The organism is Edaphocola aurantiacus, assembly GCF_019797745.1.
GTDB lineage: Bacteria > Bacteroidota > Bacteroidia > Chitinophagales > Chitinophagaceae > Edaphocola > Edaphocola aurantiacus.
The window spans coordinates 838,833-858,525 of the sequence record NZ_VOSI01000001.1; the positions used below are offsets into that span (position 1 = coordinate 838,833).

The 19,693-nt window shown below is 44.8% G+C and carries 17 protein-coding genes; 8 read left to right on the forward strand and 9 right to left on the reverse strand.

Going from position 1 to position 19,693, the window contains the following annotated elements; genetic code table 11:
• Positions 1 to 52 precede the first annotated feature (52 nt).
• Entirely contained in the window at positions 53 to 913 is an 861-nt protein-coding gene (locus FTD44_RS03620; RefSeq protein ID WP_222165193.1) for an AraC family transcriptional regulator, read from the forward strand.
• Between the two features lie 135 nt (positions 914 to 1,048).
• On the opposite strand, the gene FTD44_RS03625 is transcribed toward FTD44_RS03620, so the two are convergent.
• Entirely contained in the window at positions 1,049 to 1,417 is a 369-nt protein-coding gene (locus FTD44_RS03625) for a DoxX family membrane protein (RefSeq protein ID WP_222165194.1), read from the reverse strand.
• Between the two features lie 123 nt (positions 1,418 to 1,540).
• Here FTD44_RS03625 and FTD44_RS03630 point away from each other — a divergent pair, with 123 nt between their 5' ends.
• Positions 1,541 to 2,185 (forward strand): sigma-70 family RNA polymerase sigma factor, encoded by a 645-nt coding sequence (locus tag FTD44_RS03630; protein WP_222165195.1) that lies wholly within the window; start codon positions 1,541 to 1,543, stop codon positions 2,183 to 2,185.
• Between the two features lie 22 nt (positions 2,186 to 2,207).
• On the opposite strand, the gene FTD44_RS03635 is transcribed toward FTD44_RS03630, so the two are convergent.
• The 3 genes from FTD44_RS03635 to FTD44_RS03645 all read right to left on the reverse strand — a co-directional run bounded on the left by FTD44_RS03635 (position 2,208) and on the right by FTD44_RS03645 (position 6,996).
• Positions 2,208 to 3,452, reverse strand: a complete 1,245-nt coding sequence (locus tag FTD44_RS03635) for an amidohydrolase (protein ID WP_246625322.1) — start codon at positions 3,450 to 3,452, stop codon at positions 2,208 to 2,210.
• 25 nt (positions 3,453 to 3,477) lie between these two features.
• Positions 3,478 to 4,812, reverse strand: a complete 1,335-nt coding sequence (locus FTD44_RS03640; RefSeq protein ID WP_222165196.1) for an amidohydrolase — start codon at positions 4,810 to 4,812, stop codon at positions 3,478 to 3,480.
• A gap of 219 nt (positions 4,813 to 5,031) precedes the next feature.
• Complete coding sequence (locus FTD44_RS03645; protein ID WP_222165197.1) at positions 5,032 to 6,996, reverse strand: FG-GAP-like repeat-containing protein; 1,965 nt, start codon at positions 6,994 to 6,996, stop codon at positions 5,032 to 5,034.
• 160 nt (positions 6,997 to 7,156) lie between these two features.
• On the opposite strand from FTD44_RS03645, the gene FTD44_RS03650 reads away from it, so the two are divergent.
• Positions 7,157 to 7,513, forward strand: coding sequence for a hypothetical protein (locus tag FTD44_RS03650; protein WP_222165198.1), 357 nt, complete (start codon positions 7,157 to 7,159; stop codon positions 7,511 to 7,513).
• Between the two features lie 38 nt (positions 7,514 to 7,551).
• Positions 7,552 to 7,917, forward strand: coding sequence for a hypothetical protein (locus FTD44_RS03655; RefSeq protein ID WP_129022325.1), 366 nt, complete (start codon positions 7,552 to 7,554; stop codon positions 7,915 to 7,917).
• A 66-nt stretch (positions 7,918 to 7,983) separates the two neighbouring features.
• Here the strand turns inward: FTD44_RS03655 and FTD44_RS03660 are convergent, their stop codons facing one another.
• Genes FTD44_RS03660 through FTD44_RS03670 form a run of 3 tightly spaced genes read right to left on the reverse strand, consistent with a single transcriptional unit; the run spans position 7,984 to position 9,428 of the window.
• Positions 7,984 to 8,184 carry a KTSC domain-containing protein gene (locus tag FTD44_RS03660; RefSeq protein WP_222165199.1) on the reverse strand — a complete coding sequence of 67 codons (201 nt, stop codon included), beginning with the start codon at positions 8,182 to 8,184 and terminating at the stop codon, positions 7,984 to 7,986.
• 2 nt (positions 8,185 to 8,186) lie between these two features.
• On the reverse strand, positions 8,187 to 8,933 hold the full coding sequence (locus FTD44_RS03665; RefSeq protein ID WP_222165200.1) for a DNA-formamidopyrimidine glycosylase family protein: 747 nt from the start codon (positions 8,931 to 8,933) through the stop codon (positions 8,187 to 8,189).
• Positions 8,934 to 8,957: 24 nt separating this feature from the next.
• Positions 8,958 to 9,428, reverse strand: a complete 471-nt coding sequence (locus tag FTD44_RS03670) for a hypothetical protein (protein WP_222165201.1) — start codon at positions 9,426 to 9,428, stop codon at positions 8,958 to 8,960.
• A gap of 398 nt (positions 9,429 to 9,826) precedes the next feature.
• Here FTD44_RS03670 and FTD44_RS03675 point away from each other — a divergent pair, with 398 nt between their 5' ends.
• The gene (locus FTD44_RS03675; RefSeq protein ID WP_222165202.1) at positions 9,827 to 10,177 is read left to right on the forward strand and encodes a DUF7674 family protein; all 351 of its coding nucleotides are present in this window, start codon (positions 9,827 to 9,829) and stop codon (positions 10,175 to 10,177) included.
• 82 nt (positions 10,178 to 10,259) lie between these two features.
• Here the strand turns inward: FTD44_RS03675 and FTD44_RS03680 are convergent, their stop codons facing one another.
• Positions 10,260 to 10,580 (reverse strand): c-type cytochrome, encoded by a 321-nt coding sequence (locus FTD44_RS03680; RefSeq protein ID WP_222165203.1) that lies wholly within the window; start codon positions 10,578 to 10,580, stop codon positions 10,260 to 10,262.
• Between the two features lie 202 nt (positions 10,581 to 10,782).
• Between FTD44_RS03680 and FTD44_RS03685 the strand changes: the two genes are divergently transcribed.
• The 3 genes from FTD44_RS03685 to FTD44_RS03695 all read left to right on the forward strand — a co-directional run bounded on the left by FTD44_RS03685 (position 10,783) and on the right by FTD44_RS03695 (position 15,795).
• Entirely contained in the window at positions 10,783 to 13,683 is a 2,901-nt protein-coding gene (locus FTD44_RS03685; RefSeq protein WP_222165204.1) for a sensor histidine kinase, read from the forward strand.
• Positions 13,680 to 14,420, forward strand: a complete 741-nt coding sequence (locus FTD44_RS03690) for a LytR/AlgR family response regulator transcription factor (RefSeq protein WP_222165205.1) — start codon at positions 13,680 to 13,682, stop codon at positions 14,418 to 14,420. Before FTD44_RS03685 ends, FTD44_RS03690 begins: the two co-directional genes overlap by 4 nt.
• Positions 14,421 to 14,598: 178 nt before the next feature.
• Positions 14,599 to 15,795, forward strand: a complete 1,197-nt coding sequence (locus FTD44_RS03695) for a T9SS type A sorting domain-containing protein (protein WP_222165206.1) — start codon at positions 14,599 to 14,601, stop codon at positions 15,793 to 15,795.
• A gap of 210 nt (positions 15,796 to 16,005) precedes the next feature.
• Here the strand turns inward: FTD44_RS03695 and FTD44_RS03700 are convergent, their stop codons facing one another.
• The gene (locus tag FTD44_RS03700; protein ID WP_222165207.1) at positions 16,006 to 19,671 is read right to left on the reverse strand and encodes a PA14 domain-containing protein; all 3,666 of its coding nucleotides are present in this window, start codon (positions 19,669 to 19,671) and stop codon (positions 16,006 to 16,008) included.
• Positions 19,672 to 19,693 lie beyond the last annotated feature (22 nt).

Consider the following 19,693-nt stretch of genomic DNA (forward strand, 5'->3'; position numbering starts at 1 on the left):
TCATGTTTTTTCATAAATTTCATACATTAATGGAACGCAAAATATATTGCAGATGATGAAGGTGCATAATCCAAAAGCTTATGTCCCTCTTATAGGGCTCCACGAATTCAGGAAAGGACAATCTGCCGGAAGTGCAGAATTGCTCTATAATGAGCTTGAAGGAGAACGGCATATCGACAAGCCGCATAAACATGATTTCTTTATCATCATCCTGTTTGACCGCGCGGGAGGGGTACATAATATAGATTTCCAAGACTACCCTATCGGTGACAGACAGATCCACCTCTTATTCCCAGACCAGGTGCATAAATGGGATATAGAATTGTCTACAACCGGCTACCAGCTCATGATCGACCGTATTTTCTTCGAGCGCTTTGCCCCTTATTTCCGCTTTGCATATACCAACTATATGAAGCAGCCCGTCATCCCCTTGAGCGATCATACCTTCCAGTTACTGAAGTATGAATTTGCCGCCATCAAAGATGAACTGAATGCTGCAGATCCGCTGCAGGATATCATTATAGCCCGTGCAGCCGTAATTGCATCTGTGGTGAGCAAAGAAGCAGAACAAGTACTGACAGAAGCAAAAATATACCAGTCTAATCCGAGACTAACCCGCTTCAGCATACTCATAGATGAGCATTTCAAAGAGGAGAAACTGGTGGCTTTTTATGCCGCGCAACTCAATATCTCGGCCAACTACCTGAACATTCTCTGTAAGAAAAACCTGGATATATCGGCCACACAGCTGATCCAGCAAAGGGTAATGCTGGAAGCCAAGCGCCTGCTGCAATCTACAGACCTTTCCATTAAAGAGATTGCCTTTGAACTGGGCTTTGTAGACCATGCTTATTTCTCCAATTTTTTCAAAAATCACCTGGGCATAAGTCCTTCCGAATTTCGGGACAAATAAGTGATACTTCCATAAACAAACCGGCGAAAATCGAAATGATTTTCGCCGGTTAAGCAATACAAATTTCAGAACAGTTATCCCAGGCTGTATATAATCTCCCGCTCAAATCAATCTTAGCTGCTCTTCATTGTGTTTTTATTTCTGGTCCTGCATTGTAGTCAGTGAGGCTAAGGTATATGCACCTATGGCCATTACGATATCTCTTACCGCTACGTCGAAGTAGTGACCGCTGAAGATCAGTTGCAGCGCAATACAGAGAAGCCAGACCATAACGATATAGGCACCCAGTTTAGGACGGGTCAGTACCAGTATACCGGCAATGATCTCTATGATCCCGACCAGCCTCATGAATGTTTCCGGTTCAAAAGGGATCATTGATTTTGCCTTGCCTAAATAATCGACCCAGTTGGTCAGCAGGTTCGTAAATTTATCCAGTCCGGCTACAATGGGAACCAGGCCATACGTGCATTTCAAAGTAGTCTGAAGACTTTTAATAGTTGCCATGATGTTTAATGTTGATCTGTCTATTAGAGAAACTACGGGCAAAAAGGTTACAAATTTTTATCCTGTAACTTTAAGTACAGATTTCCCGGAAAAACTGTAACCTTTTAAGGGCTTAATCATCTAATGAACATGACAAGCATGGAGCATCACCTTAACCCGCTTTCAGATGAAGAAATCATTGGCCGGATACTGGCAGGAGAAAAGCGTCTCTTTGAACTGCTGATCCGGAAATACAATCAGCGGCTCTTTCGCATAGGAGTATCTATACTGGAAATAGAGACAGAAGTAGAGGATGCCATGCAGACTGCTTATGTCAGTGCATACCTGCACCTGGCCGATTTTGAAAACAGGTCTGCTTTCGGCACATGGCTCGTCAGGATTATGCTGAATCAGTGTTATGAACAGAAACGCCAGCTGCAGCGCAGACTGGCCAGTCCGGAACAACCAGAGCATTATATCATTATGAATACGCCTTCAAACCAATTGATCAATAAAGAGCTGGGGAATGTGCTGGAGCAGGCCATTGCTCAATTGCCAGACAAATATCGCCTGGTCTTTATACTCCGGGAGATAGAAAACCTATCTGTACAAGAAACCTCTGAAACCCTGGACATTGAAGCGTCTAATGTAAAGGTCCGGCTTAACAGGGCCAAAACGATGCTGCGTGCGCACCTGCACTCCTACATGCAGGAGCATGTGTATGCTTTCCACCTTGATCGCTGCAACAATATGGTCAGCCGTGTATTCAGACATTTATCAATAGGCTAAAGCATACCCGGTAAAGTGCGCACTATTGTTTCCGGTACAGCTTCCCTTTATGTGCAAATGCCATAACCGGCGACACACGTGATACTGCTTCTGCAGAGCAACTGGCATCAATCAGTACAAATTCAGCACCAGTATTGACTACAGGCCATTGTTTTTTTCCATTATCATCGAGCGGCAATACATTATTCGTCGCAAAGCGTAATGTCCTGGATAATTCAAATTCTGTTCTCCATCCATACATATCGGCCATCAGGTTGGCCTTCTGTAACATATTACCCGAACCGAAGGTGCTCCAGTAGTCCTGAACATTATCATTGCCGACCAGTACCTCTACGCCGTGTTTTACCAGTGCAGGAATAGGCATTACTAATGCACCGAAAGGTACAGAAGACACAATACCCACCTTAGCTGCCGCTAACTTTTCTGCAATGCGCTGTACTTCACTTGCAGGAAGCTGGGCCAGCACAAAGGCATGACTGATGAAGGTGCGCCCCTGCAATTGAGGATGCTGCACGGCCTGCTCCGCAAGATACTCAATGGTCCGTATGCCTTCTTTTCCACCATCATGCAGGTGGATATCAATTCCTTTATGGTAATCTACGGCCAGCTGTACCGTAAAGTCCAGTACTTTTTCAATATCACGATCTATACCATATGGATCTACCCCACCGATAAACTGTACACTGTCCAGCTGTGCTGCCTCGCGAAGCAGTGCTGCAGATTCTGTATAGAATACCCCATGCTGCGGGAAGGCAACCAATTCGGCACTGAAGCGTTCCTTTTTCAGATCCAGTGCTCTTTGCAGATTTTCAAGGGAACGCATACCCGATGTGGGCTCTATATTGAAATGGGTTCTGGCAAATGTGGTCCCATATGATTGCAACAGGTCGATCAGCTGCGCTCCTCTTTCAGTAGAGGTCTTCAGTAGTTCAGGAATGAGCTCCTGCTCGTAGGCAATCATGTCCAGAACGGTTCTTTTCTTTGGTGAAAGTGCCTGCCAGGGCAGGCCGTACAAAGTCTTATCCAGGTGCACGTGCATATCACTGAATGCCGGTAACATCAGGAAACCTTTGGCATCTATAGCATTTGCGGGCGGCGTGTCAGTAGCATAAATGTTTGCGATTTTGCCGTCTTTAATATCTATGCAGAACAGCCCGGTTTGTGTACTCTGTGCACCTTTCTCATCCGAAACAAACCCTGTTTCCAGGCGTACATTCTTTAAGGTATAATGGCCCTGTACCGGCTCGGCATATGTAGTATGTATCATCTCAGCTATCTTTATTTTAATCGTATCAGAAAACAATATTACCCTGGTATATCAATGAGGTAACGGGAGAGATCCTGGAAATGGCTTCTGCCGAACAGCTTGCATCCAGGAATACCAGGTCGGCAGCATCTCCGGCTTTAGGCCATTGCTGCACGCCTTTATCATCCAGAGGCAAAGGTCCCGCTGTGGCCAGTTTCAGCATCCTGGACAGGCCAAATTCGGTGGTTTTGCCATACACCTGGGCGGCGGTATTTACTTTCTGCAATACACTGCCGCTACCGAAAGTATTCCAGTGATCGACGATGCTGTCATTGCCTGTCATTACTTTCACATTATGCTCCAGCAAAGTCGGAATAGGCATGATGAGTCCGGCAAAAGGAATGGTGGACACGATGCCGATCTGTGCTGCGCCCAGCTTTTCGGCCATCTCCTGCTGCTTTGCCTGATCCAGTTTGCCGAGTACGAAACAGTGGCTCAGATAGGTTTTTCCTTTCAATACAGGATTTTCATTAACCTTATTGATCAGGTATTCTACCGTTTTCAATCCGGATGCACCGGTTTCGTGCAGGTGAATATCAATGCCTTTATTATAATCCAGGGCCAGCTGTACGGTAAAGTCCATCGTTTTTTCGATGGCGCCATCAACGGTGAAAGGGTCTACCCCACCGATGAAGTCAACACCTGCCTGTGCCGCCTCTTTCATATATGGGGCAGAGTCTGTATAATACACACCATGTTGCGGAAAGGCTACCAGTTCGGCCCCGAATACCTGCTTCTTATTGTCCAGTGCCATCTGCAAATGACGCAGCGAATCCAGTTTGGACGTGGGTTCTATATTTACATGACTTCTGGCAAAGGCGGTGCCTTTTGATTGCAGGAGCCCGATCAGTTTTTCTGCCTTATGTGCGGAGTCTTTCAGCATTCCGGGTAGTATCTGCTGCTCCAGGGCAATCATTCCTTTAAGCCCTCCTGTTCTCCTCTCTACTGCACGCCAGGCATCACCGTAAAAGGTCTTATCAAGGTGAATGTGCATATCCTTAAATGCAGGCAGCATCAGCATTCCCCTGGCATCTATTGCCTGAGCATCGGCCTGGTTTGATCGTACATTTTTGATTTTACCGTGGTCTACATCTACCATAAATAGTTCGGTCTTTGTGGCGATTACATCACCATCATGGTATACAAATCCAGTCTCCAGCCGAACATTCTTCAGGGTGTATTTTTTATTTTTATGCGCATGACCACCTTTTTTCAGTCCGGCATCTTCAACAAAGAGCATGCCCGGCAGGAAAGTAGCCCCGGCCAGCATCCATGCTGATTTCCTGATAAATTCTTTGCGCGTTACGGTCGATTGTTCCATGTAGAATCCAGATTAATAATTCCGGTACAGCCACTGCAATTCATAGCTATAACCATTTACAAAAGTACTGGCTTCCTATGCCCTAACCTGTGTACAATTACGGACATTGCTTGTAAAATTTATAACAGGAGCAGAAACTGATCATTATACCGTGATCAATAAAAGGGCCTCCGGCATATGTGCAGGAGGCCCTTTTATTATTTTCAATATCTATCTGAATTATTGCTTCACAATTGTACTGCTGCGCTGTGCTGCACCGGTATTGAATTGCAGGAAATAAGTACCGGAAGGTAAGGCCTGCATATCTACTGTTGTTTTGCCCACCGGCAAAGTGTAGCTGCGCACCAATCTTCCGCTGATGTCGTACAGGCATGCTGTACCAGGCATGGAGTTTACAAGCATCACCTTATCCGTAACAGGATTAGGATACACTTCAAACTGCAGAGCAGATTTGATGGTTGCGGTTACGATTTCGCTGTAGGCATATGATCCATCAGCTGTAACCATTTTGATACGGTAAAATAATTTTCCGTTCACACCTTCATCTGTATAAGTATACTGATGTGTACCGATACGGGATGCGGTAGTATAAATGGTCTGGAAAATATTGCCATCAAGGCTGCGCTGCAATTCCATTTTATCTGTAGCATTATCCCCTACTGCAGTCCAGCTGATGTCGCAGTTGCCCTGCTCTGTAGCTGTTGCTTTAATGCCCATCAGTTTAATAGCCAGTATTGTGCTACCCGTAGTAAAGGTCAGGAAAGACGGACTGGTTTCCGGCTCTCTTGTCCGGGTAAGGGGATCTAGACTACCCATGATGATACCATCATTATCGCGCAGGGCCTGACGATCAAAGGTTACATAATATGCTGTGTTCGCAGCAAGAATCGTTACAGGGTTGATGGTGATCGTAGCAGTACCATTGCCCGTTACGAGGGCACCCGTTACCGGTATGGTTTCTACAATACTATTGTCGCTCAGTTTACGAATATAGATATTCCCGGAACCTTTAAACATTGCTTCGCTGAAGTTGAGCACAATATTTGCATTGCGATCTACGGCCAGTGCGCCATTTGCAGGAACGGTACTGGTTACTGCAGGAGCAGCACCGGTATTAGTCAGGTAAACATCATTGCCTGTACCGGCTACGCGCACCCATACATCCAGATCGCCATCAGCATCAATATCAGAGACAGAAGCGCTTACCGTCAATGCAAAGTTGGCAATACCGCTTGAGGCATATGCAGAGAAAGGATGAGTGGCCGGAGTAGAAAAAGTGCCTCCATCGTTCTGTACGTAAACCAACGGTGTACCCACAGCAGTAGTATACAGGACATCAGGATAGCCATCTCCATTGAAATCCGCTACTGACGCTGCCCCTACACCTCCTGATGCTGTAAATTCCAGACCGGCGGGTAAAGTAGTACTCACATAAGTTCCGGCGTCATTGCGCAGGTATATATCATTACCGGCATTGATGACCCTGAACCATACATCCAGATCGCCATCAGCATCGAAATCTGCAACACTGGATGAACTGGTGAACGCAAAAGCGCCAGGACTAGAGGCCACAAAGTTTACAAACGGGTTGCCACTGCCAGGGGTACTAAAACTGCCGGAACCATTATTCAGCAGGTAGATGATTGCCGCACCCGCACCTGTGGTATAAGCAATATCCACTTTCCCGTCTCCGCTGAAGTCGGCTACGGCAACAGCCTGAACACTGCTGGCGGTAAATTCCATGCCGGAAGGCACTGCGGCACTTACATAAGTTCCGGCATCGTTGCGCAGGTATATATCATTGCTGGCACCGGAAACCCGGAACCAGATATCGAGATCGCCGTCACCATCAAAGTCAGCGGTAGTAGAACTTGCACTTAATGCAAAACCAGCGGGCGTACTCGCGGTAAAGTTTGCAAAAGGATTGGGCGTTGGTGTACTGAAGGTACCGGAGCCATTATTCTGCAGGTAGACGAGTCCGGCAGCTATACCCGAATGATACAGGATATCTGCCGCTCCATCTCCGTTGAAATCTGCAACGGTATAAATACCGGCACTACCCGAGTTATACTCTAAACCGGCGGGTAATGTTCCGGTGCTGTAATTACTTTGTGCTGAAGCTGCTCCTGCGGTGCACAAGGCACCGGAAAGCAAAAAGAGGAAGTGTAAAGGATTATGTTTCATATTAAGGTGAATTATTCTAAATTCAAAAATAGAAATAAAATATTGATGAACATTCACTTATGTAAACAAAATAAAAAAATAATCTATTCCTAAATCTTGTTTTACATTTTTTATTTCCTACATTTGAGTATTAACAAAAAACTCCTCTAAATTGTTCTTTATGAAAAAACTGTTATTAGCCGCACTGGCACTGATGGGCACTGGTATTGCTGCTGAAGCCAATATGCTGACTGTAAATAACCTCACACCTTGTACTTATACGATCAGTTTATCTGGCGGTTCCGGTACGATTATTCCACCGGGTACCAGCACCTTCTACTCTTTTGGTACAGTACATATTACTGCAATCAAAATTATGTGGGGCGGTGGTGTTACACAGGTAAATGTAGGATTCGGTAGCCCTTACCATAACAGTATAGGCCAGCCAACACCAACATGTCTGGCTCCGGGAGGTTTCTATACCGCAAGCTGGGCTCAAGCGAGCGCCACTGCAGATGCATCTATGGTTATCTTCTAAATCATTTTAAACCTCATTTAATCCTCAAATATTCCTTTATGAAAAAACTATTACTGGGTGCATTTGCCCTGATCGCAACAGCAGGTATCGCTAATGCCAATACCTTAACTGTAACTAACCTGACTGGTTGTCCTTATACACTGAGTATTTCCGGATACGGTTATGCAACTATCGGTACAGGAACATATGTATTCAACTCTTTAAGCGGTACAAACATTGACGCTGCTAAAGTACTTTATGTATTCGCCAGCGGTGCCAATACCGGTCTGGGTGTCGGACTCACTTCACCTTACGCAAACACTGCAGGACAGCCTACTCCTCCATGTCTTACTGCTGCATATTTCACAGCAAGCTGGTCTCAGGGTTCTGCTACCGCTAATGCCTCACTGGTTATTTTCAACTAAGCTGATATATCGGTTAATGAAGCGCTCCTGTGTATACGGGAGCGCTTTTATTATACCGGATATGCTTTACCCGCATATTTTCCGATACCGGTAATGCGGCTTGATATATTTATTCAGAAAAGTTCCTTTTGAAAAAGCATTTTGCATGCGTTCATATACTTCCTGCGGCACCTGCATATACTCATACACCGCACCGGAAAGATATACGACTACCAGAGATTTCCTGGTGGCATCATAATGAAAGCTGCTCACGACTGTTGAGGGCATACTCAATTGTGTTTATCATACAACTGCTGATCTGTTGTACAGAAGAAACTCCGGCGATGTGTTTTGCCGGTATATTTCTTCGTAAGTGTAGTACCGCATTTGGGGCAAGTCTTCCTGGTATGCACCAGCCAGTGCTGCTTCAATACAAAATCACGTTTCCAGTTCAAAAAATCAAAACTGTATTGCCGGGCTTCTTTAATAAGTAAAGTCAGTTTTTTATCGGGCAGTTCGCTCACGATACTTTCGGGATGTACCCCTATCCGGAAGAGCACTTCATTCTTAATAATATTGCCCACTCCGGCAAAAATATCCTGGTTCAGCAAAGCATCGCAAACCATAGTATTCTGTAGCGCTTTCAGCTTTTTGCGGGCCTGAGCGGGAAGCCAGTTGTCACTCAATACATCTGCCTCCCAGGGAAGGGTATCCAGGAATGCAAGGTCATGCAACTTAACAGAGCAGGTATAAAAGTATATGCTCCCCTCCTTAAATTGAAGGCAAAGTCTAAGGCTTTTATCGGATTTGGTCTTCTCATTAACGCTATAGGAACCGAATAAGAGCAGATGTATGCGTACAACAATAACTTCACAAACCAGGAACAGCTGCTTGCCCAGTGATTTAATTTCAGAAAGCTTTTTGCCTTGTAACCACTGCAATTCGATCCTGGCATTACCGCTGACTGATATTATTTTCTGTCCGGCAAAAGGCAATAGTTCTTCTTTCATTAATAATATGGACGGTCCTTCAGGCATATATTTAGGGTTAAAACAGGTGCACTAATTCAACACAAAGTCTGCTTTGGCCCACTCTTCCGTTTCATTATGGAGATTGGTACGAAGCGGCGCAAAATCTTTGAGCGAGATGGCAATGGTACTGTCATCAATATTGCCGAACCGGGTTACTGCTCCTTCGCTGGTAGTACTGATCAGCATAAGGTTATAGGTAAACAGGTACTTCAGTTCCAGCAGTTGTATATAATCATCCAGCCGTTTCAGGTAATTCATGATATACAGCTCAGCTTCAATATCAATGCGCAGGATGAGTAAATGTTCCAGCGGTGTATAGATCTCCCGGATATCAATATCCGTGAAAGGGGTACCACTTATATTGCTCAGCCCGGATAATTCATGATTCACAGACTGATTGATCAAGATCAGGTTTGCAAACAGGTATTTCCGGAACAGCTGAGGATTACAGATATTACCCGGGTCATGCAGTGCATAAGACAAAGCTATTTCTCGTATCATATGGATGTCAATTAATCAAAAGTATAATCAGCAGCTACATTGCTCTATAGTGCCTTAAACTAGAGATCAATTTATGCGCCAATTGCTTTATGATCAAGCCTGCTCTTGATCCAGAGCTAAAATCCACGATTTACTGGGGAATTCCCCAAATGGCATACCCAGCCTGTAACGCTTCTGCTCAAATCAACATGCCTCATGAATGAAACATCAGGATACAAATGCTCCCTATTGCGCCTACCCTGCCATTCTGATAATATGCATCTCATTCTGATAGGCCATTTAAAGAGATTGTTTCAAAAATAAAACACATAACAAATTGACTATAAACAACTTAATTAAACACTAAAAATACAGGCACACTTCTGGCACAGATCATAACCAAACAAAAATCCTTAGTTATGATTCATAAGAACGAAGCTGCAATTGCCATCATAAACATTATGCCCGAGGCGGAACAGGATATGCAGACGGCCCTGAACAAAGGTGCTTTTGCAGTGGTACAATTATTCACCCAAAAGATTAAACAACTGGTGGCAGATGAACGCCTGGCACTAGCGGAACAGGCGATGAAAATAATGGATAAGATATACGGACAGGGCGATCAACTCTTACAACTGGCTGTGGAAAACACATTTATATTCTCTCTTCGCAGCATTGCAGCACGCACAAAAAATCCCTGCTTCTGGGGTGCCGTACCCATGGGCCTATACACAGCTTACATACACCAGGTGTACCGGTCCAATATTTAAGATCCGTTACTTAAACCAAAATAAAAAGGAACAGACGGTACTGTCTGTTCCTTTTTTCTATATCGTTTTTGGTCTTTATGGTTTATGAGTCTTTTGAATGTGCAATCAGGTAAGCCCTTACCAGCTTGCCTTCATCATCGGTGAGCTTCGCTCTCGGGATCATTCTTTTAACGGTCTTGTTCCACTGTTCAGGCGTTTTCGACTCCGGTTGTTTCAGTTTATGACACTTCGCACAATTATTGATGAATAAGGTCTCTCCCTTTGCAATCTGATCCTGGGAGTATTGTGCTTTTATCTGCTCTTTACTTTCTACCGGCAGAGATCGTATAACCTGGCTTGCTTTTGGATAACATCCTACAATCGTAAGCGATACCATACAGCCAAGTATTATGGATTTGGGCATGTTCATAATAATTATGAGTTGATTCACCTAAAAGTAATCTTTGTCACAAGATTGTCATAGCGAAAGTACTAAACTTAACAAATAATTAAATGAGAGCACTCCCGCAGATTCAGGACGCTTTGAAAAAATACATTTCCAATACCAGAGAAATAAGCAATAATACTTAACTTGTCTGATATGCTTCCCGAATAACGGACAACCTATGCTGAGGATATGCTTTACTATTTTTCTTTTGGTATTACTGCAGCACCCAACGTCTGCACAGATACGCAGCTACCTGCGTTTCACTACTGACAAGGGCCTTGCGGGAGACAATATTTATTGCCTGCAACAGGACAAAGACGGATTCGTATGGATCGCTACCGCCACAGGTGTAAGCCGCTTCGACGGCACGGCTTTCAAAACGTTTACCACAAAGGATGGCTTGCCCGCCAACGAAGTACCCTGGCTGTTTATAGACAAGCGCAACCGCGTATGGATGGGGGCTTTTAATAATGAAATATGTTATTACTACCAGGGAGCAATCCATAACAGCAGCAACGATACACTGCTTAAACAAATCCGGCAACTGTCCCGGCATAAGCGTAATGCAGTGTATACCATGCATGAAAACATCTATGAGTTTGACGGCGTCTCTTTTGCCGAAGATGCGGCAGGTAATATGGTGATCAAGAGTAAAGACGAAATTTTCTACGTCGATACACAACATCATGTTCGCAAATACAATATGCCTTATAGCGGTCCTGCATTTTTCAAACCGGTACAGCTCAATAATACTTTACCAATCGGCATCATTGATACTTCCCTCTGGAAATTTAAAGTGACGCAACATCGTACAGATATAGTATATCCTGGCTTTATGGTACTGGATGCCCACACGGTTATCACCTCTGAAAGAAGCTGGCTAAACCGGTGCCTGGTTTTACATTCCGAAAAAGGCACAGAACGGATTAGCTCACCATACATGAATTCATTTGATGTGCTGAGCGATTCGAACCTGCTGCTCAATGGCATAAAAGGTAGTGTATTCTTTGACCTGAAGACACGAAAAACCACAGATACCTTACTTTCCGGTATTAATGTAAATGTGAGTATTATTGATAGAGACTCCAGTATATGGCTGGGTACAAACGGTGGCGGATTATATTATTTTCCACACCGGGCAGGCACGTATATACAACAGCCGGGCGCAGACAAAATTTCCTTACAAGTATACCAGTTTTATGCATACAAGGATGAATTATGGATGGGTTCTAATAACTGGCAATTCTGGAAACTGAATCCCAACAAGGCTTCCATAGTCAGACAGGGAACAATAAAGGAGATGAATCCTTTGCTGATTTTACCCCCGGAAGGCAATCTGCTGCACAGTCCGGAAAGTGGCCTGCTCTCCATTTTCAGAAATCAGAAAGGTGTATTGAAGGCTCATCACAATGCGAAATCTATTATGAATGTAAAGGATACTATGATTGTAGCCTATCATAATAAGATCGATCGTTTTTTGTTTCCGGGAACAGTACTGGATTCTGTAGGCTCCAATGAGCGCATTACCTGCGCCTATTACCTGAACGGACAGTATTATGCCGGTACACTCAAAGGACTCTATAAAAGGACCAAAGGTCATACTCATGATCATATTACCGAGCTGAAACCGATCATTACAGATGCAGTCAACTCTATGGCATACAGCTATAAGAATGGCCTGCTATGGGTATCTACTCCGGAAAACGGGATTTACTGTATCAGAAATGATCAGGTGATACAGCATTTCAATAAAGAAAAAGGATTGTCCAGTTCTATCTGTAACTGCTTGTTTACAGACGGTTCTAAGGTGTATGTGGGTACTATAGATGGCCTGAACATCATTGACCCTGACCAGGGGTTTTCCGTAAACCGCTATTATACACTGGACGGTTTGCCATCTAATAATATAAACTGCGTTTATGCCCGGGATGGTAAAGTCTGGCTGGGTACTGCCGAAGGGCTTTCTGTGATTGAGCCCGGAGGAGCAGCCCGCAACCATTTCTTCAATCTGATCATGGATCAGGTGATGGTTTCCGGACAACAGATCACAACGGACAACAATGCTGTACTGGCCCCGGACGAAAACAATATTCGTTTTAATTACTCCGGCATCACCTTCCTGTCTATGCACCAGGTGCAATATACCTATCGCTTATTGGGACTGGATGAGCAATGGCAGACAACTGATCAGCGTTACCTCCAGTATCCGTCTCTGCCTTCTGGTAAGTACACATTTGAGTTATATGCTACTGATCGTTTCGGAGTCAGGAGTAATAGGATTATTTTTTCCTTTACCATAAAACAGCAGTGGTGGGAATACGGCTGGCTTCAGGCAATGGCGGCCATTACCTTGCTCGGTCTGGCTTTTATCATCACATGGCAGCGCATGCGTAAAATACAACGGAGGAAGCAGGAGAAAATAGAACTGAAAGAAAAGATACTGGAGCTGGAGCAGCTGGCACTCCGGGCCCGTATGAATCCTCATTTTATCTTCAACAGCCTTAATTCTTTTTACCAGTATGTGATAGATCAGGACCTCGAAGGTGCGAGCAAATTTATGAGTGATTTTTCCAAACTCATCAGGCAGTTGTTTGAGACGGCCTCTTTCTATGAGATTGCATTGTATAAAGAAATTGATTTTCTGAGCACCTACATGGAACTGGAGCGGACCAAACTCCGTAAAATATTTTCGTATACGGTTTCTGTACAACCGGATATTTATACAGAAGAGCTCATCATTCCCTCTTTCGTCATACAGCCTTTCCTCGAAAATGCAATAAGGCATGGCATACAAAACAGAGGTGATGCACTGGGACAGATTTCACTGCGCATTACACTCGCCGGAAATATCCTGCGGCTGGAGATTGAAGATAACGGACCGGGGCGGGCTTACAGTTGGGCACTGAAAAACAGAAATGGGTCCCTGCATCAGTCCAAAGGCATAAATCTTATTACCGAACGTATTGATCTTTATAATAAGATACATCAATCCAATGTACGGTTTGACATCATTGATTATACAGAACCGACAAGTGGCACACTGGTTATTATTTCCTTTCCTCTAAAAAATTCAATATGATACAAGCATTGCTGGTCGATGATGAACCTAAAAATTCTGAAATCCTTTCTGAAATCCTGCGGCGTTACTGCCCTTCTGTATCTGTGGCAGGCATATGCGCCGATATTATGGAAGCCGAAAAAATGCTGTCTGAAGTACAACCGCAGCTGATATTCCTGGACGTGCAAATGCCCGGTGGCAGCGGGTTTGATCTGCTGGACAAAATCAGGCATCAGCGTATTGAAGTAATTTTTGTTACTGCTCATAATGATTTCATGCTGCAAGCGATACGCTACAGCGCCCTGGACTATATCCTGAAACCGATCGCCATACCGGAAATAATAGATGCGGTATCCCGTGCTGCAGAACGCCTGGCCGGCAAACAGATGATGCAACAATTGGAATTATTACTTTCCAATATGCAGAAGGCTGCACCGGACCAGAAAATTGCCATCCCGCATATGGAAGGATACCTGTTTGTGCAGATATCAGATATTATGCGCATGGAGGCCAGGGGTGCGTATACCGAGATATTCGGCAACAACGGAAAGTCCTGGCTGGTTTCGAAAAACATCGGGGAATATGAACAGATTCTTCCCGATGCTCTGTTCATACGGGTGCATCATGCACACCTGGTCAACCTGCAGTATGTAAAGGCCTACCATAAGGGAAGGGGTGGTTACATAGAGATGGAAAACGGCAGTACCATCGAGGTTTCGGTCAGAAGAAAGGATGCTTTCCTGGACCGGTTCCGGTAAATAAATTAAATTTCACACACTTGTAAATAAATAGTACACACTTATCATTTCTCGCTAGGTCCTGATCACTCAGGACCTTTTTTTTGTATACAATAAAGGTGGTTACCGAAAAACCTGTAACAGAGTAGGTATAACTAAAATTTTTTATCGGCTTTTCCCGTATAAAACCGATGTTATTATGAAAAAACTATATAGTTTACTTGCCGGCCTTTTCTTCGCCGGAACCAGTCTTTACGCACAGCCTTGTGCTAATTTCAATAACCCTACTACTCCGGGAGCCAATTGGGTGGCAACAGGTGTGACGGCATCATTTGGCGATACCAACCCACTGGATGGTACAACTTGTGTACGTTTACGCGATCTGCCCGGATATTCGCGTTATACCAATAGTGTAGATTTTACCAATATCGGCCAGAAATTTCCGGGACAGTGTATCTGCTTTGATTTCTTCCTTCTGGATGATGGTGGTTATGGAGGTGTTTATCATCCCTTCATTATCCTGAGCGATGGTACAAATGAAATTATGTTTACCGCCAGCACCGGTGTAACTAAAGGCAATGGATGGATACATGTTTGTGCTCCCATCACTTTCTGTACGGGAAGCACAATGCCGAGCAACAGTGATGGCAGCTGGTCTATGCTGACTCCGGGAATGACTTGTGCCGATTTTAATAATGTACTGAGTAATGCAAAGACACTGAGCGTAACTCCGGACATTACCTCTTCTCCTACAGAGATCGTGCTGTTTGATAATATCTGTGTGGAACGTTGCGGTGGCTGTAATACAGACTTCGAACTGAAAACATCATTCAGCTCTGTAAGCAATGATGCTACTGCAAATGTGAGCTTACTCAATATGGACCCATACTCAACTTATAAAGTAAGCTGGGGTGATGGTGGAGCATTCACAACACCATATGTATCTCATCTGTATACTACTCCGGGATCTTATACCGTATGTGTAATGCAGCAGAGTCCGGGAGAATTAGGTATTGCTTGTTCATCCTGCATCACCTTCTGCTATAGCGGAGCGGACCGTAAGCAAGATGCCAAAACAACCAAAACGACTGCTATACCGGACCTTAAAGCTATTGCGGAAGCAGAAATGAAGACTGCAAATAATGATCTGTACAGAATTTATCCTAACCCTGCAGATGGCTATACTACGGTACAACTGGACCTGGATGCTAAAGCCACTGTATCGATTAAGGTAAAAGATATGATGGGCAAAGTACTGAATGAAGTAAAAGGTAATTATAACGAGGGTCGCCAGCAAATACGCCTCAATACTGAGCATCTGACACCAGGTGCATACAATGTAGAGATCACCGTTGGTGAAAAAATAACCGTTCAGAAACTTGCTATTTCAAAATAACATATCGTGTTGACAATAAAAGCGCCCTGTATCACAGGGCGCTTTTATCATGTAGTCCTATGTAGTCCTGTCGATAACAGTATCTCCTTAAATAAGGGAGACAGTAAAATGATTGAAAAGGCGATATGTTTATTACCAACAGGATCAGATAAAAAATGCTGCACCAAACCGGTGCAGCATTTTTTATAATCAAAACAAAGCAATGATGGATTACCTGTTTAGTACTATTTTTTGTTTTGGAAGGCTCCAGCCACCTTTTGTATCCTGTACAGAAAGGAAGTATACCCCAGCAGATAGATTTTCCGGTATAGACAACAACACGGTATTGCTACCTGCAATCGCATTGCACTCTTTGCTATATACCACTTGTCCTAACTGGTTATACAGATGTATAGTTACCGTGCGCGGCTGGTTGAGGTTAAAGGCAAGTCTGACCTGATCACCAGAACTGATCGGATTAGGACTGACACTGAAGTGCTCTGCTACTCTGGATAGGTTTACAACACGTACATCGCTGTATTCTTTAAACCTGTCACGGTCTACTGTTTTCAGGCGATAGTAGTTATTGCCCTGCAGTGGTGTGTGGTGTATGACCTGATAATGGCGCGGAGCACCGAGAGCAGGTATTGTGGCTACGGTTTCAAACACAGCCTGATTTGCAGACCATTCGATTTCGTAGTAATCCGCATTGATTTCAGAATGTACATCCCAACCTAACAGCACTGTTCCTTCACTTGTTTTTTCAGCCGTAAAATGATCCATTTCCACAGGCAATGGTACCGGATGATCAAAATCTTCTACTTCTCCGTTGCTGTAGATATTATCGTAACCTGCAAATTCAATCGGTTGATCGGATACGATCAGGCGCATTTTGTAATTGCTGGAAGAGCCTGTTAACGGCGGTGTAACTGTTATGTTTTGAATAGATGGTACACCCGCTGCAGTCACTACACCATTACCATGGTAGAAAGCATATGCTCCTGAAGGATCTACATCATTTGTAAAATCACCGTCATTGTTCCAATCGATCCACAGGCCATAGTATACTGTTTTGCCCGGCGTATTGCTATTCAGCGCAATCGTCATAGGTACAGGTACACCGCCCAGGAGTATGGAATTAGGATTACCCAGACCATCATCATAGGTATCGGCATTGACACCAGCCGCCGGTGACTGTTCCGCACTGATGCCCATACCTGCCCAAACAGCGTCCGGAGCAGAAGGTACGCCTGTGCCGGAAGGACAACCTTTGATACCCGCCTGGGCCGAAGGCCATGGTGCTGTCAGATCGGAGTAGTCATAAGCTCCTGCCTGACCCACTTCAACATCTGCATAGGATTCACAACCATTAGAACCGAGTAAACGATAATGGCCCGGTGTAGTCACATTAAGGGTTGGACCAGTGCCCACCTGAGCGCCGGTAGCTACATTATACCAGGTATAGGTCAGTCCCGCAGGTGCTGCGCCTCCCGGCATAAATAATGCCGTAGCTGGAATAGCCGTTTTAGTGATCGAAGGCCCCTGATAAGACACGCCCAAAGCAGCACTACCGGCATCAGGTCCTTTGAAATAATCTACTTCTATACTATGATATCCTGCAGTGAGGTTCAACACAGCCGAAGACAGTTCTGTCAAGGCATGCGTACCGTCATTAGAGATTACCAGAGAGCCGTCGATATACAGGTTACTACCATCATAACTGTTCAGGAAGAAGGTATACGCACCTGCAGTAGTGATATTGAGATAGCCGCTATACTGTACCCCTATATTTTTGGTGGCGGCCGTTACACCGCTGAGTCCTGCCAGGTTCATCTGTCCGGTCGTTCCAGTGGCCTTAGGCATCTGGTTGTAGAAACCGGTCACTACGCTATCAAAATCAGCACTGGCATACAAAGAAGGTGCTCTATAATTAGCAAAGGTCTTGTATTGTAATCCCTGTACATAATTTGTTGCTGATAAGGTGACAGATGGCGTCGCACAGCTGAGCATTACAGGATTAGTTCCTATTGTAAAGTTCGGTACGGAAGAACCACTGTTAACCGTAACATTTACGGTATCAGATACCGCACAACCGTATTTATCGTAGTACGTACAGATATAGGCACCGGCCTCTGCAGTAGTGGCACTATTGATCGTGAAATTGGCCGCTGTACTGCTAAAACCATTCGGTCCGGTCCAGCGGATACTGTCTGCGACTGCCCCTCCGGCAGCTGAGGAAGAGATGACAATAGAAGATCCGGCACAGGCTACCAACGGATATGGAGTAGCATTCACATCCGTGATCGGAGCATTAACATATACACTGTCGGTATAAGAACAGCCATTAGCAGCATTAACCGTTACCTTATACCAACCGGCATTACCAGCATTTACAACAGGCAACAACGGTTGCTCTGCCATGCTGTTAAAACCATTAGGACCGGTCCAGGCATAGGACGAAATCGAAGCATTATATGCCAGCGCACGACTGTCCAGGCGTACGGAATCGGTACCACAAGTGTGTACTGCTTTCGGGAAGGTGGAGATATCGCCAAAATCGGAGAAGTTGCTGAAATCTCCGCCACCGCCGGCATTACTATATATATTCTGATAGAAAGAGAACTTGCCGAGGGTATTCGTTATGGTTATAGTAGTTCCCGGGGTAAAAACACCGGTAACGTTTTTACGGCAGTACTTCCAGCCGGGATAGCCAGGTACATCTATGAAATCAGCGGCAGTTAATATACCAGCATTACCATTCACCAGGAAACCGCTTTCCGCTCCTGCAGGAACTACTGCATTAAAGTACGTTGTAGTGGCACTCACAGGATATTGGAATGATACAATAGAAGAACCGTTACAAGGCTTAACCGGTGTCAGCACGGCACTTCCCAATTCCGTAGTACTTCCTCCCAGCTGACAGGCCATTATGGGATTGTCGGAATGAATATAAGCCGCGTTCTTACCTGCCGGAAGAATGTACTTAACCATCTGTCCTTTATTCACAACAAGTGTAGTGGTGGTGGTCCCGTCAAATACCGTGATCGTGGTCCCGTCCTGCGTTCCGGTCAGGAAAATCGTTTCCGGACTAGTAAGATTGGTCCTGATGTCTACATAGTCGGTACCAAGCTTTGAGATAGGGACCAGTTGATCGCCTCCATTATCAGCCGCAAGCCCGTTGCGCATTAAATCGTCGATATAGGTAACGGCAACCAGGTTACTCGAGGTGATGGTAGATCCTCCAAGGTGCACCCCATTAAAAATGGTATTGGCCGCCTGGTAACTCTGGCCCTTATTCAGGGTGATCGTAAAGGGAACATTCGCACCATGTCCTACTATCGCTTCTGAAGGTGTAATGGTTACGACTGTATTATCTTCAGTAGCGGTAATGACGAACTGGCTTGTTGAACCCGGATAAGATGCCTGAATTTGAGCATATAGATTTTGGCCCGGAACAATAAAGGAAGTGCCCAGTGCATTAGGACCTTTCAAGGGAATGGAGCCATAGTTATTACCTGCTTCATCGGCATAATAGCCTACCATTTCTCCCCAGACCCGAACGCGCAAGCCCCGGTTCAGCACTGCATTGGCAGGAGCGGTCTCAATCTGGGAGATGAATGATGTCATATCAATGGTTTGCGAAACACCGGGAGCCAGTGTGCCGCTGATCGGCGCAAATGTGGGGTCTGCGGGCATGTCAATAACATAGCAATTGCTGGACGCTCCTGCACCGGTAAGGTGAATTTTTTGTGGCGTTTTATACCCGGTGGTCCATACGGGCACTCCAAACCAGAAATCAAAATCTTCCGGTGTGGTCGTAGGACATTGTCCGAAGCTACTCTGGCCTCCGAACAAGCCCGCGAATAATACGCTGGCAAAGGCAATTTTTTTGATCATGAGTGTGTTAGTTTTAGTGATA